A 13,958-nucleotide genomic window follows, 5' to 3' on the forward strand; every position below is an offset into this window, starting at 1 on the left:
AAGAAAAGCCCAACCTATTTAGGTTGGGCTTTTTGTTTAAAGGGTGCAGGCCATCGACTTACTTGGTAGGAAAGCTGATTTGAGCGATTAAACCGCCTTCACTGCGATTACGCATCACCACAGAGCCTGAATGTTGGCTGATTATACGCTTCACAATCGCCAACCCTAGCCCAGTGCCTTCACTACCGCGAGCGGTGTCACCACGCGTAAAGGGTTCAAATAACCTCGCGATTTGAGAATGCTCGATACCCGGTCCGTTGTCCTCTACTGAAATCCACACTAGCTGCTTATCTGCTGTCACACCAGTGCTGATTTTGACCCAGCCATTGCCATAACGTAGCGCATTCACAACTAAGTTACTGATCGCCCGCTTAATCGCAATGGCGCTTCCTTTGGCTGGCGGCAAGTTAAGATTAAGATCTGTTTCAATTTCAACCTCATAACCACCTTCAGAACTGGCGACGTCACTGGCAATCGTACTGATATCAACCGCTTCAAACGATTCTTGGTTCACCGGTTTGAGATAATCCATAAACTGACTGATGATCTCATTGCATTCTTCCGTATCGCTAATGATCCCCTCCGCAAGATAGCTGTCCTCAGGAGACATCATTTCTGTCGCTAGGCGAATACGCGTCAGAGGTGTTCGTAAGTCATGGCTAATCCCCGCCATTAATAAGGCTCGGTCCTCTTCTAGCTCTTGAATGCCTTTGGACATTTGATTAAAGGCTCGAGTTACAGAGCGAATCTCCGATGCGCCTTTCTCTGCTAAGGGGGGCGGGATCTCACCTCGACCGACGTCTTTCGCGGCTCTCTCTAAAGCCAAAAGTGGGCGGTTTTGTAAACGAATAAACAACCAACCACCAGCAATGATCAGCAGCGCCATAATCAAGCTGTTACGAAACAGCGGTGCAAAATCTTCTTCTTGCAGCTCAGATAAAGGAATACGAATGATGGAGTTCGGCAACTTTTCGATGTGCATCCACAAGATGTAACTTTCATCGCCAAGCAATAAGCGCACTTCGGTGGGCGAACCTAACTCTTGGCTCATTTCTTCAGACATCAAATCAATCGACATCGCGTGATGAAATTCAACCGCTTTATCGCTGTCGAGGCTGTGAACCGTCACCCCCAGCCTTTCTAATAATTGACGTCTCAGCGGTGCATCAGATTTTAATGGCCCTTCATCATCAAGCACCAAATTGAGCTCATGGGCGAGAATTTTATTGAACTGCTGCAAACTCGGCATCAACGCGTAGTTAAAAACGGCGTAGTAAGAGAAAACTTGGCTAGCGAGGAGCAAAGAGATGAACAGCAGAATAGATTGTGTCAGTGAACTTCGGATGCGCATGGAACGTTCCTGGTGGTCCTAATCGCGAAATTTCAGCCTTCGAAGGGAAGGACTTGAAGGCTGAAGTTGCTATAGCCAAGTGCTGGCTATGGAGTGAGGAGATTACACCTCTTTGCCGTCTGGGACGAAAACGTAACCTAAGCCCCACACGGTTTGAATGTAGCGTGGCTTGCTTGGATCATCTTCTAACATGCGACGCAAACGTGAGATTTGCACGTCAATAGAACGTTCCATCGCAGAATATTCACGGCCACGTGCCATGTTCATCAATTTGTCTCGTGACATCGGCTCTCGCGCATTCGTCACGAGCGCTTTCAGGACAGCAAACTCTCCTGAGGTCAGTGGCATTGCCTCGTCACCGCGGAACATCTCGCGAGTGCCTAGATTGAGTCGGAACTCACCAAACTCCACTACTTTTTCTTCGGTGCTTGGCGCGCCCGGCAACTCTACTGTTTGACGGCGTAGTACGGCTTTAATACGAGCGAGTAATTCACGTGGGTTAAATGGTTTTGGCAAATAATCATCCGCCCCCACTTCCAGACCCACAATGCGGTCCACTTCATCACCTTTCGCGGTGAGCATTAAGATTGGCAGCATGTTGTTTGCGTGGCGTAGACGACGACAAATCGACAAACCGTCTTCACCTGGCAACATTAGATCCAGCACCATTAAGTGAAAGTTTTCGCGCGTTAGTAGGCGATCCATCTGTTCGCCATTGGCGACACTTCGGACCTGAAAACCTTGCTCAGAAAGGTAACGCTCCAATAGAGCACGTAAACGAGCATCGTCATCAACCACTAAAATTTTATGATTTTCTTGCATTGAAACATCCTTTCAGAAGCATCTATTGTCGAAAATGTATCACTGTTTTTCCTAGCGTGCTCAAGCAAATTGTTACTCTTTTTATCTTAAGCGCTTTATTTTCTCTCTAGTAGGTATTTTCAGCACCTACTATTGGCCATAATTCCATTCCAGTTCACGTTTGGCCTCAAGTAACTCTTGTTGTGCTTCTGCCAATTTGTGACGTTTTTTCTCGATTTTGTCTGCTTTTCCTGAGCGCTGCGCTTCCGCTAATTCTTGCTCACGCTCCTCAACGTCTCGCGCCTTTTCATCCACTTCCGCTTGCAGTTCTTGACGCAGTTCACCTTCCGAACATTCATTCTGGATAGCGGTAAGTGCCTGTTCTAAGCCTTTAATTCGATGTTCATTACCTTGTGCTTTCGCATACTCAAGCTGCTGTTCTACCGCTAACTCTTTGGCGTCACAGCCTTTCACTTCATCTTGAGCAAAAACTGAGAGTGAGAATCCTATTGTTAGTGCAGCACCACACATGACTGCTTTGTTCATTTTACTTCTCCGATAAAGGCACCATGCCTTTGTATCCAATAAGCTGACGTTGAGACTCAAGTCACTTCTAGTGAACTTCAAGAGACTTGAATCGGTGATAAAGCCTCAGTCTTCCAAGGCTGGTTTGTTGTATTCAATCGAGTTAATGAACCACTCTTTTTCACCTTCTGGGGTTCGCACCGTGAATTCTTCATCCACTTGTTTTTTCAACATCGCTCGCGCCATAGGTGAATCGATAGAGATGTAGTCTTTCGCATCTCCATAAATCTCTTCAGGCCCAACTATGCGGAACTTCTTCACCTCTCCTGCCTCATTTTCTATTTCAACCCAAGCACCAAAAAAGACTTTGCCTTCTTGCTGTGGAGAATAGTCAACGATCGTGACTTCAGGCAGAAACTTGCGAAGAAATCGAACACGACGGTCGATCTGACGAAGCAGACGTTTATTGAAGGTGTAATCCGCATTTTCTGAGCGATCGCCCAGGCTCGCCGCCCAAGTGACGATTTTGGTGATTTCAGGACGCTTTTCATTCCAAAGGTAATCATGCTCTTGTTTGAGTTTGTTATAACCTTCACGGGTAATCAGCTTAGTTTTCAAGTTAACTCCTATCTCAACTAAAAAATGCCGCTCTTGAGCAGCATTAAGGAGATGATATACCCAAAGCACTGGCTTCGTTCGGGCTTTGGGTATCAAGATAATAAGGCGGCCAGAGTGCTACTTTTCGTAATCTGGTTTTTGCGTCACGATGTAATTCGTATCACTCGAAACAACCGCGCCATGTTTTAGGAAGTTTTTACCTAAAATCATGCTGTAATGGAAGCGACCTCGGTCTTGCAGATTGACTCGGATCTTCTTCTCTAACTCGCCAAGTTCAACGTGCATTTCTACTACCGGCCGTTCGTTGGCCTTTTCTCCTTTTTTGGCCGTTATACGCATGACATCCACCACCTCACGGGTAAACGCCTTGGTCATGCCTAGATCGTTTTCATAAGTAAAGCTCACCATATCTTTACCGTCTTTTTGAAAGCGCTTGATGTCCTTGGCATTAATCGAGCTCACGTCAGCACCAGTGTCCAATTTAACAGGGAAAGACATCCCTTCCACTTCAGCCACTTCGATATGACCGGCTTTGAAAAGCGGTCTTGCATCTAGTAAATGGTCGGCGCGAGTATTCAGCAGCACACCGCCTTTGGCGATGTCATGACCAAAAACGAAAAATGGTTGCGTCTCGTCTTCATCTAGCACATCGAGTGCAAATTCCATTGATGTCTCTTTGCTACCGAAAAGGAAATCGCCATCAACAACGGGACGCACAGTGCTACCCACTTTGAGTTTTTTCACCACAGGCTTAGTAATTTTTTCTTCTTTGCCCTCATCGTTCATTAAATAAAACGTGACGGATTCATCCTTACCTTTTTCTGTTACTTCAAAGCCATTTACACGCAGTAATGGCGTTTTCACCGTAAACGTGGGGTAAGCAGGAACGGTATAACCATCAATGGTGACTTGTTCTTCCGGTGAAATCACGAGGGGCTTTGACTTGAGTGCGCTCTTGAACGTTTTTTCAACACCGCCCAATAGGTTTTCTCTGTCGGTATCAATCACAAAGTGTTGGCTCGCGACATCCTGACCCAAGCGAATTTGTGAACTGAACTTACTGCGGTCACGCAAATAGACTAACCAACGTTGAGTTTCGTTTTCGTCGATTTTCACTGGTAAGTAGACCAACGGACGCTCGCTCTTGGTGGTTTTCAGCATGCGTACCAAAGGTAACGTCATTGGGTGGCGCTTGCCGTTTTCACCTTCTAGCGTGAAAGAAACTTCATTGTTCTTTTTATCAACCTTGATATCCAGTGCGTGAACGTTGGTGTAGCGGCTGGTGGTTGAGATGCTGATCTTGTATGGCACACCCTCGACCTCAACCGTCTCTTTTTTGCCGATCATTTTTGCGCTTGGTTGCTCTTGAAGATAGTCGTAGCCAGCGAATACCCACGCATTGTTATCGAGATAGGTTTTACCAATCAAGATAGGAGAAGAGAATTGCGTGCGCTTGGTCAGATTCACTTCTGTATCAACGGTATGGCCTGCAATCGTCATCGGCATTTTTATCGTCGGGCGTAAAATAGGCTTTTTGCTTGTTCGACTACGAATGGCGCTCACTCGCTCCAGATCATCGGTAATCTGTATTTCTTTTCCTGTGTAAGGATGAGGAACCGTAAAGCTCACCTTCACTTGATATGGTTTAAAAGTATCGGCATCCCACTTCGCCTTCGTCCCACCTAAATCATCGACAATCGCCCACAACAACTCGTTGTCTTTCAAGTTCTGGTAGTCGGGATGAGAGCTACTGACATGGATGTTCTCTGCATGCATAGACGTGGTGTCAGCACCAGTATCAATCTTGCCAATAAATGGTACCGCTTTTAGCTCTGGAATATCACTGTAGTAAACGCTCTCCACTCGTCCAAGCACCAACTTGTCATCAAGCTGATATACAGGGTCTTGTGTGGTTGCTGATATGGATTGTGCCCAACTAAGCGGGGCGACAAGTAAGGCACTCGTAAGCGCTAACGCCAAAGACATTTTTTTCATCATGATTATCCGTATAAGCCGAGGTACATTTAGTTATATCAATAACCGTGGATATAGGTTAGTCGATAGTTGCGGATATAAGTTCTCAATTTAATTACAGTTTTGACACAAATCTGACTGATGTCCACCAGCGCCCGGTAAATTTTTGTCTCGTTAATTTAAAACATTGCAAATTCTTCGAACGACCCCAATGTTCTATACAACCCAAACCGAATTGAAAGAGAAAACACGGATGAGCCAAGCTATCTGTCGTATGATTGCTCAAGAACTGAATGTTCGCCCTGAGCAAGTCAACGCCGCTGTCACCCTAATTGATGACGGTAACACCGTCCCTTTTATTGCACGTTACCGCAAAGAGGTGACGGGTGGCCTTGATGATACCCAACTGCGTACTCTGGACAGCCGTCTGTCTTACCTTCGTGAAATGGATGACCGCCGTCAAACCATTCTCAAATCGATCCAAGAGCAAGGCAAACTGACGCCTGAGCTTGAGCAAGAAATTATTCAAGCCGATAGCAAGACTCGTCTTGAAGACCTTTACTTACCTTACAAACCTAAACGCCGCACTAAAGGCCAAATCGCCATTGAAGCCGGCCTAGAACCGCTAGCTGACATGCTGTGGAATCATCCGCAAACCGAGCCAGAAAGCGAAGCAAGTAAATATCTTGATGCCGACAAAGGCATCATAGATACCAAAGCCGCCCTAGACGGTGCCCGTGCGATCATCATGGAACGCATTGCTGAAGACGCAAACTTACTGGAAAAAATCCGTAACCACTTAAATCGTAATGCGGAACTTGTCTCACGAGTCGTTGAAGGAAAAGAGCAAGAAGGTGAGAAGTTCAAAGATTACTTCAATCACAACGAACCGCTGAGCAAAGTCCCTTCTCACCGTGCACTTGCGATGTTGCGCGGCCGCAATGAAGGCTTCCTAACTTTAGCCATGAACGCTGATCCAGAGCAGGAAGAAGGTGCTCGCCAATCTTACTGTGAAACCATCATTGCCGACCATTATGGCGTGACGTTAAGTAGCGCACCAGCAGATGCATGGCGCAAACAAGTGATCAGCTGGGCATGGCGCATCAAAGTATCGATGCACATGGAAACCGAGCTAATGGGCGCAATGAAAGAGCGTGCTGAAATTGAAGCGATTGAAGTATTTGCGACTAACCTAAAAGATTTGTTAATGGCGGCGCCAGCAGGTCCTCGTGCAACACTTGGTCTCGATCCTGGTCTGCGTACCGGTTCAAAAATCGCGGTTGTCGATTCAACGGGTAAAGTTCTGGCTACGGAAACAATCTACCCTCACCCTCCGCAAAAACAATACGACAAATCAGCGCAAATCGTTGACCAGTTAGTGCGTAAGTACAACGTGGATTTAATTGCGATTGGTAACGGCACGGCTTCTCGTGAAACCGATAGCTTTGTCGCAGACGTAATCAAACGCGGCAACCTAAAAGTTCAGAAAATCATCGTCAGCGAAGCAGGCGCATCAGTGTACTCGGCCTCTGAACTCGCAGCGAAAGAGTTCCCGAATATGGACGTATCACTGCGTGGTGCAGTGTCGATTGCGCGTCGTTTGCAAGATCCATTGGCTGAGCTCGTGAAAATCGATCCGAAATCGATCGGTGTGGGTCAATACCAGCACGATGTAAGCCAATCTATGTTGGCAAAACGCCTAGATGCGATTGTGGAAGACTGTGTAAACGCGGTTGGCGTTGATGTGAACACGGCTTCTGCCGCACTATTAACGCGCGTAGCAGGCTTATCAAGCACCATCGCGCAGAACATTATCGACTTCCGCGACGAAAATGGCCGCTTCGAAGCACGTACGACGTTGAAGAAAGTACCTCGCTTGGGTCCTAAAGCGTTCGAACAGTGTGCTGGCTTCCTACGTATTATGGACGGCAAGAACCCACTTGATGCTTCAGCGGTCCACCCGGAAGCGTACCCAGTAGTCAAAGCAATCGCTGAGAAAAACAGCAAAGACATCAAGGCACTGATTGGTGACTCAGCATTCCTTAAAGGCTTACACGCTGTGGATTATACCGATGAACACTTTGGTGTCCCAACGGTTACCGATATCATCAAAGAACTGGATAAACCGGGTCGTGACCCACGTCCTGAATTCAAGACCGCTACGTTTGCAGAAGGCGTCAATTCAGTTTCTGATCTAGAACCGGGCATGATCCTCGAAGGCGTGGTCTCGAACGTAGCCAACTTTGGTGCCTTCGTCGATATCGGTGTTCACCAAGATGGTCTGGTCCACATTTCTGCGCTGACTGACCGCTATGTTTCTGATCCACGTGAAGTCGTGAAAGCAGGTGACATCGTCAAAGTAAAAGTGATGGAAGTGGACGTACAGCGTAAGCGTATTGGTCTATCTATGCGTTTGAACGACGAGCCGGGTCAAGATAACCGTAGCCAACGCTCTTCAGCCGCACCACGTCGTAATGACCAAGCACAACGTCGTCAGCCTCGCCGCGATGAGTCTTCATCGAACAGTGCAATGGGCGGTGCTTTTGCGGCGGCGTTTGCTAAAGCGAAAAAGTAACCTTACCTAGGTTTCACTGCTAAAAAGAAAACGCTCCAATCAGTTCAATCTGCTTGGAGCGTTTTTGTTTGAGTAGGATATTGAGTCGTCATAATACTGCTATCACTTCTGACGGGGTATGGGGAGCGACTGCATGACCATAATGAAACTTGATCACCTTCCTGCGCTTTTCCATTAATCCTTCATTGATCGCAGCATCCAAAATGCGCTTTGGTAAGCGAAAACGAATTGCGTAGCCCTTACCTTGGTCTTCACTGTACGACTTGAGCGCAAGCAAACTAAAAAGCCGTTCTAGTGTATCTTCCGGCTCTTCTTGATAACGCGTGTCGACTTCTGTTTCCATGTCATAATCAGGATGCTCTGAAGGATCCCAAGAAGACTGACGTCGGCGCTTGTCATCGCCTTTTACTTTTCGCTCTGCATTGGTTTTGGCCAATGCGACCGTTGGCGTCACAGGCTCTCGGACTTTATTGTCGCGAGCTGCTTGTTCCGTCTGCACATTCACGGATGGGGCGATCAGTGGCACACTTACGTTGGTCGGTGACACAATCATTGCGAACCCTCCTCAGAGTCGCCCAACTCGTCAATATGGCTTAGCTTTATTGGCTAATAAAACCTCACCAACCTTTATATCGACCACTTTTTAAACAGCTTGAGCTTTTTCCGCTTGTATTTGATTAATCGTGAGCAAACTCTCGAATTTGGGCACAAAACTCGTCATGTTCGGTCATAAAGGGCGCATGAGAGGACTGATTGAAAACAAACTGCTGAGTATGAGGTAACTGTTCACTTAAATCATTCGCCACTTTAATCGGCACCAATCCATCCAAACGACCATAAAGACGCAGCATTGGTACAGAAAGAGACGTCAATGCATCGCGCAGATCCACATCAGCAAGGATGTTTAGCCCAACCAACAGCGACTCAGGGTTTGGCTGAGGGCGCGACAGTACCGCTTGCTTGAGTTGTTTCACATCTTTGCGTGCAGATGGACTGCCCATCGCTTGCAACGCCATAAAGCGCTCAATGGTCAGTGAAAAATCTTCTAACAACTGAGAGGTGAACGCGCTCAGTACATTCGGTTGAATACCGCGCCAAGGCTTCTCTGCGGCAAATTTTGGTGAACTGGCGACGGTGATCAACTTAGTCACACGCTCGGGCATGTTTAATGCGACATGCGTCGCCACTAAGCCTCCGAGGGACCAGCCAAGCCAAATCGCTTTCTTTGGCGCACTTTGCGCGACCAAGTTAGCAATATGGTCTAAATCTTCACCATGATGTTCGGCACTGTGTCCATAGCCCGGAAGGTCAACAACATGAACACGGAAATCGGTTTGAAGTGATTCGACGGTTTGCTGCCAAACCGCGCCATTCATACCCCAACCATGTAACAACACCAGATCAGGTCCTTCACCAAACGACTGCCAATGTAATTTCGTGCTCATGCTCTCAATCTCTCCCACTAATTTTATTCCCTACGCCATCAGCCAAGCGTTAGGCTGAGTAAAATATCACCATGAATAAGCGCTATGTTATCTCATCACTGGCAAAACATCATGCATCGCGTGTTGAGCAGTCAATGCGGTCTGTGTCGATTCACGATTCAAACACCAAACCACACGCATGCTCTGCGTTGGTGTGAGCACTGTTTACAGCACCTAACTCCAATCAAGCGATGCCAACGTTGCGGTTTAACGTTACAGAAAGAGGAGATGAGTACGGAGAGTATTTGTGGTGAATGCCTTTCAGAACCACCGCCATGGCAAAGACTATATACGTTAGGCGATTACGACTTTCCCCTTTCACGGGAAGTACAACGCTTTAAAGATCATGGAGAGTCTTGGCATGTAAAAGCACTAACCCAGCAACTGGCGCAGCGCATTACAACACCAGCCCCAATCATTACCAGTGTGCCACTGCACTGGCAGCGCTACCTACGCCGGGGGTTTAATCAAAGTGATGTTTTAGCCCGACATTTAGCCCAGCAATTGCAGACCAATTTTGATGCGAAGGTCTTTCGCCGGGTCAGACTCGCCCAATCACAGCGTGGTAATACCAAAGCAAGCCGTGAACAAAACTTAAAAGGCGCGTTTGTTCTCAATAAGCGACCGCCATCTTCCCACGTTGCCATCGTCGATGATGTAGTCACCACAGGCAGTACCGTCCGACAATTATGTCATTTACTACTTGAAGTTGGCGTAGAAAGCATCGATATTTACTGCATCTGCAGAACACCTGCTCCTCGTTCTCTCTAGATCGCTTCGCCATGCCTTAGCATCAAAAAGACTAGACCCATACGTCAACAAGAGTAGAATAGCAGCAGTAACCTACAAATTTACTCGGGTATTCGTCGTGTCAAATATTACTATTACAGAAACTGCGCAAACGCATTTCGCTAACCTTTTAGGTCAACAGCCTGAAGGGACTAACATTCGTATTTTCGTTGTGAACCCAGGTACACAAAACGCTGAGTGTGGCGTGTCTTACTGCCCACCAGAAGCAGTAGAAGCGACCGACACTGAAATCCCTTACAGCGGTTTTTCAGCTTACGTGGATGAGCTAAGCCTGCCATTCCTTGAAGACGCTGAAATCGATTTTGTTACCGATAAAATGGGCTCTCAGCTAACGCTAAAAGCTCCGAACGCTAAAATGCGTAAAGTTGCGGACGACGCGCCACTGGTTGAGCGCGTTGAATACGTTATCCAAACTCAAGTCAACCCACAGCTTGCTGGCCACGGTGGTCACGTAAACTTGGTTGAGATCACTGAAGACGGCATTGCTATTGTTGCATTTGGTGGCGGCTGTAATGGCTGTTCTATGGTTGACGTAACACTAAAAGAAGGCATCGAGAAAGAGCTGCTAAACCAATTCGTTGGTGAACTCACCGCTGTTCGTGATGCAACAGAACATGACCGTGGTGATCACTCTTACTACTAAGAGTAAATACGGTCAGAAAATGGGAGGCTTCGGTCTCCCATTTTTGTATCGATACTGAGGTAACCTTGAGATGCTTAGTGCTGCCCGCAAAATCCGCTAGAAACTCAGGCGGAGTTCTCATATATTAAGAATCTTACGCATCTCGTAAACGCCAACGACACCAAGGAGCCAGCGCCATGTCGAAACGGACCCCACCAGAGATACTCTCATGCCAAACGGTCGCAAAATCCAAACTGTTTGCCGTGGAAGCGCTCGACCTTCGTTTTTCCAATGGTGAACACCGTACTTATGAACGCATGAAGCCAAGTGGACGCGATGCGGTGATGGTGGTTCCTGTGACTGAGCAAGGCGATTTATTACTGGTACGTGAATACGCCGCTGGGACTGAACGCTACGAGTTGGGCTTCCCGAAGGGGTTGATTGATCCAGGTGAAACCCCACACCAAGCTGCGGATCGAGAGTTAAAAGAAGAAATCGGCTTTGGCTGCAATCAGCTGACTCCGTTGAAACAAGTTATCCTCGCGCCGTCTTACTTTTCGAGCAAAATGACTCTATTTTTAGGACAGGCGCTTTATCCAGAGAAGCAAGAAGGCGATGAGCCTGAGCCTCTGGAAATTGTGCGTTGGCCACTTGCGCAAGCCGAAGAGTTATTAACTCACATGGATTTCTGTGAAGCACGAAGCATCACCGCGCTAATGTTGGCACTGAAACACTTACCAAACACCACTCACAAACATAACCAATAACGGTCATGAGAACCGAATAATACTGTGAGTAAGGACTATCACTTATGCCAATGACAAAAGATCTATCTCACCTGCTTCCTCAAGTCATCGAAATTGCCCGTAGTGCCGGGCAAATGATCCTCGAAATATATGAAAAAAAACAGTACGAGGCCTACACAAAAAGTGACGAGACTCCGGTAACAAGCGCAGATATCGCGGCTCACAAGCTCATCACTGAACGCTTGAGTGAACTCACACCCGACATTCCCGTATTGTCAGAAGAAGACGCAGACATCAGCCTCGAGCAACGAGCTCAGTGGGAACGGTATTGGTTAGTCGACCCTCTCGATGGTACTCAAGAATTCATCGCTCGCAGCGGCGACTTTGCGACTATTATTGCACTGGTCGACAACAACAAACCAACCATGGGGGTCGTTTATGGCCCTGTCTCTGGCGTGACTTATTACGCTTATAGTGGCAAAGGTGCTTGGAAAATTCCCGACATGTCGGACAGCGTAAAAATCCATACGCACAAACACGAGCAGCCAGGGCAAAGCATCGCGATTGCTATTAGCCGCCGTCAAGATATCAATCGCATCACTAGCCGCATGAGCAGTGCTTGGAATTACGATTTAATTCCGCTCGGCTCTGCGGCATTAAAAGCGTGTCTTGTTGCAGAAGGCGCTGTGGATTGCTATCTCAGACTAGGCCCAACAGGTGAGTGGGACACCGCCGCGACACAGTGCATTGTTGAAGAAGCGGGCGGTCGCATTCTCAGCACGCAATTGGAGCCGCTGTCATATAACGAGCGGGAAACGCTAGAGAACCCAAACTTTATTGTGCTTGGTGACGCGGATTTACCTTGGAATGAGATTTTACAACGCAAAGATTAAGCGCTCTATCCGTAAAGTTAGCGCCTAAATACTAGCAATTGAAAGGCCACGAATATGTTCGTGGCCTTTTCTTTTTGACCTGTTTGTACAGCGTTAGGAGCATTTGGCCTACTATGTTCCAATCGCTTAAAGTGCTGAACACAAGAAAATAAACCCCTTAGAATCATAACCTTATAATTACATCCTATTATCACCACGATCTTTGTACAGCGAATAGAGGGTTTCGCCTACTATGATCCAAAAGCAAAAAGAGCTGCACAATCGCAGCTCTTTGAGAATTTTGGTTTTTGTCACGATAGGTTAGAAGCGACCTTGGTAATTAAACTCGTATTGACCTTGGGGATTCGGCTTGCCCAACCATTTCAGTTGCTCACTCATGCTGGATGGGAACTCAGCTCCTGGTTTAAACCAGGCTTTGGTTGAGTATCGCTGATTAGGCATAAGCTCTGCTGAGAACGCCGCTGAGACTTGTTTACTGCTTTGCTCACCAGTCGCTGTCAACACACTGTCCTGACAGTTTAGATCGGCAATCACAGGGCCGAGTTCAAGGCTACCAACAGGGCTTTGAATACCACTGGCATTCCATACCAAAGTGCCTTCACCATTCTTACACCAAGGCGCGGCATAAGTCGCATGACGAATATTTAACTCAAGTTGCCCATCAACGCCGACGGGCACAGGGAGACGTGCTTGCTCAACAACTTTTACTGCCGGAATCGAGGCAACTAGGTTTTTGGCATAAGGACCACCACTCAAGCTATAACCAACAAAGCCGCGACCACGAACGTCCATTTCACTACCACGACCAAAGCGTACGGCAAACTCAGCTTTACCAGTTAGTAGACTCGACCATTGGAAATCCCAATTAACTTCTCCAATGTTCTGGCGCTGCCAACGAACACTAGAAGCTTGACCTTGCCATACAGAGCCATTGGCACCCTGAATGTCTAGTCCTCTCACGGTTGGTGCTTGCTGTAACACCCAAGAAACGGGTAATCCCATTAAAAGACTGACTGAAAAAAAGACGATAAAGATAACAACGTAAAGTACTGCTCGCTTCACCTTAACCTCGCTTAAACTGAAGGCGGTTCACATCAATCATGCCCGCTTGATCCGTTCGGTCGATATCTAAAAATTCGACTTCAATACCCTGCTGCTCTTTCAAGTAACGTAACCAATCCACCAGCTGATTAAACGCGAGTGGTTTGATCCACACCTGAACACTCTCATTGCGAGGCTGCACTCGAATCAACTCAACTTTATAACGACGGGCTGAAGAAGAAACCAGTTGATTCAACGGTTGGCTAGAGTAGCTCACACCGCTGCTTTTGCGCAGTGCAGTAATGCCATCCGCTTTATCTTGTACCCAAGCCAGCAACTGTTTTTCACTTTGAATGCGTGATTGAGCTAGCTCCGCACGTTGGCTCATTGGCTGTAGCAACCCCCAATAAATAATGCCGATAACGGCAATAGCGCCACATCCCATGACCAAACGCTGCTCACGCTGAGAGATGCTGCTCCACCAAGCCTGAGCTTGAGAAATTAAGTTTTTCATCATC

Annotated in this window: 14 protein-coding genes; 5 read left to right on the forward strand and 9 right to left on the reverse strand. The window is 47.3% G+C overall.

What is annotated here, in order from left to right:
* Positions 1–58: 58 nt before the first annotated feature.
* The 5 genes from envZ to OO778_RS15760 all read right to left on the reverse strand — a co-directional run bounded on the left by envZ (position 59) and on the right by OO778_RS15760 (position 5,293).
* A complete protein-coding gene (gene envZ / locus OO778_RS15740) occupies positions 59–1,351 on the reverse strand; it encodes a two-component system sensor histidine kinase EnvZ (protein WP_017635003.1) in 1,293 nt (430 codons plus the stop codon).
* Positions 1,352–1,453: 102 nt separating this feature from the next.
* Complete coding sequence (ompR, locus tag OO778_RS15745) at positions 1,454–2,173, reverse strand: two-component system response regulator OmpR (protein ID WP_005394960.1); 720 nt, start codon at positions 2,171–2,173, stop codon at positions 1,454–1,456.
* 129 nt (positions 2,174–2,302) lie between these two features.
* Positions 2,303–2,698 carry a DUF1090 domain-containing protein gene (locus OO778_RS15750; RefSeq protein ID WP_085343388.1) on the reverse strand — a complete coding sequence of 132 codons (396 nt, stop codon included), beginning with the start codon at positions 2,696–2,698 and terminating at the stop codon, positions 2,303–2,305.
* Positions 2,699–2,803: 105 nt separating this feature from the next.
* Positions 2,804–3,295 carry a transcription elongation factor GreB gene (gene greB / locus OO778_RS15755; RefSeq protein ID WP_005394962.1) on the reverse strand — a complete coding sequence of 164 codons (492 nt, stop codon included), beginning with the start codon at positions 3,293–3,295 and terminating at the stop codon, positions 2,804–2,806.
* A gap of 117 nt (positions 3,296–3,412) precedes the next feature.
* The gene (locus OO778_RS15760; protein WP_264910341.1) at positions 3,413–5,293 is read right to left on the reverse strand and encodes a RimK/LysX family protein; all 1,881 of its coding nucleotides are present in this window, start codon (positions 5,291–5,293) and stop codon (positions 3,413–3,415) included.
* A gap of 229 nt (positions 5,294–5,522) precedes the next feature.
* On the opposite strand from OO778_RS15760, the gene OO778_RS15765 reads away from it, so the two are divergent.
* Positions 5,523–7,844 (forward strand): Tex family protein, encoded by a 2,322-nt coding sequence (locus OO778_RS15765; protein ID WP_264910343.1) that lies wholly within the window; start codon positions 5,523–5,525, stop codon positions 7,842–7,844.
* A gap of 88 nt (positions 7,845–7,932) precedes the next feature.
* Here OO778_RS15765 and OO778_RS15770 read toward each other — a convergent pair whose 3' ends face one another.
* Both OO778_RS15770 and bioH read right to left on the reverse strand, forming a co-directional pair.
* Positions 7,933–8,397 (reverse strand): hypothetical protein, encoded by a 465-nt coding sequence (locus OO778_RS15770; protein WP_005379316.1) that lies wholly within the window; start codon positions 8,395–8,397, stop codon positions 7,933–7,935.
* Between the two features lie 124 nt (positions 8,398–8,521).
* Positions 8,522–9,289, reverse strand: coding sequence for a pimeloyl-ACP methyl ester esterase BioH (gene bioH, locus OO778_RS15775; protein ID WP_006741796.1), 768 nt, complete (start codon positions 9,287–9,289; stop codon positions 8,522–8,524).
* Between the two features lie 84 nt (positions 9,290–9,373).
* Here bioH and OO778_RS15780 point away from each other — a divergent pair, with 84 nt between their 5' ends.
* The 4 genes from OO778_RS15780 (at position 9,374) to cysQ (ending at position 12,399) form a co-directional block, all read left to right on the forward strand.
* Positions 9,374–10,099, forward strand: coding sequence for a ComF family protein (locus OO778_RS15780; RefSeq protein ID WP_258623593.1), 726 nt, complete (start codon positions 9,374–9,376; stop codon positions 10,097–10,099).
* A gap of 97 nt (positions 10,100–10,196) precedes the next feature.
* Positions 10,197–10,781, forward strand: a complete 585-nt coding sequence (nfuA, locus tag OO778_RS15785; RefSeq protein WP_005394968.1) for a Fe-S biogenesis protein NfuA — start codon at positions 10,197–10,199, stop codon at positions 10,779–10,781.
* A 176-nt stretch (positions 10,782–10,957) separates the two neighbouring features.
* Positions 10,958–11,527: an ADP compounds hydrolase NudE gene (gene nudE, locus OO778_RS15790; RefSeq protein ID WP_005394971.1), complete on the forward strand. Its 570-nt coding sequence runs from the start codon at positions 10,958–10,960 to the stop codon at positions 11,525–11,527.
* A 44-nt stretch (positions 11,528–11,571) separates the two neighbouring features.
* Positions 11,572–12,399 (forward strand): 3'(2'),5'-bisphosphate nucleotidase CysQ, encoded by an 828-nt coding sequence (cysQ, locus tag OO778_RS15795; protein ID WP_005394972.1) that lies wholly within the window; start codon positions 11,572–11,574, stop codon positions 12,397–12,399.
* A gap of 300 nt (positions 12,400–12,699) precedes the next feature.
* Here the strand turns inward: cysQ and OO778_RS15800 are convergent, their stop codons facing one another.
* Positions 12,700–13,461, reverse strand: coding sequence for a type II secretion system protein N (locus OO778_RS15800; RefSeq protein WP_065646531.1), 762 nt, complete (start codon positions 13,459–13,461; stop codon positions 12,700–12,702).
* 1 nt (position 13,462) lies between these two features.
* Entirely contained in the window at positions 13,463–13,954 is a 492-nt protein-coding gene (locus OO778_RS15805; protein WP_012841219.1) for a type II secretion system protein M, read from the reverse strand.
* Between the last annotated feature and the right edge of the window lie 4 nt (positions 13,955–13,958).

It is taken from the genome of Vibrio sp. STUT-A16 (genome assembly GCF_026000495.1).
Taxonomy (GTDB): domain Bacteria; phylum Pseudomonadota; class Gammaproteobacteria; order Enterobacterales; family Vibrionaceae; genus Vibrio; species Vibrio diabolicus.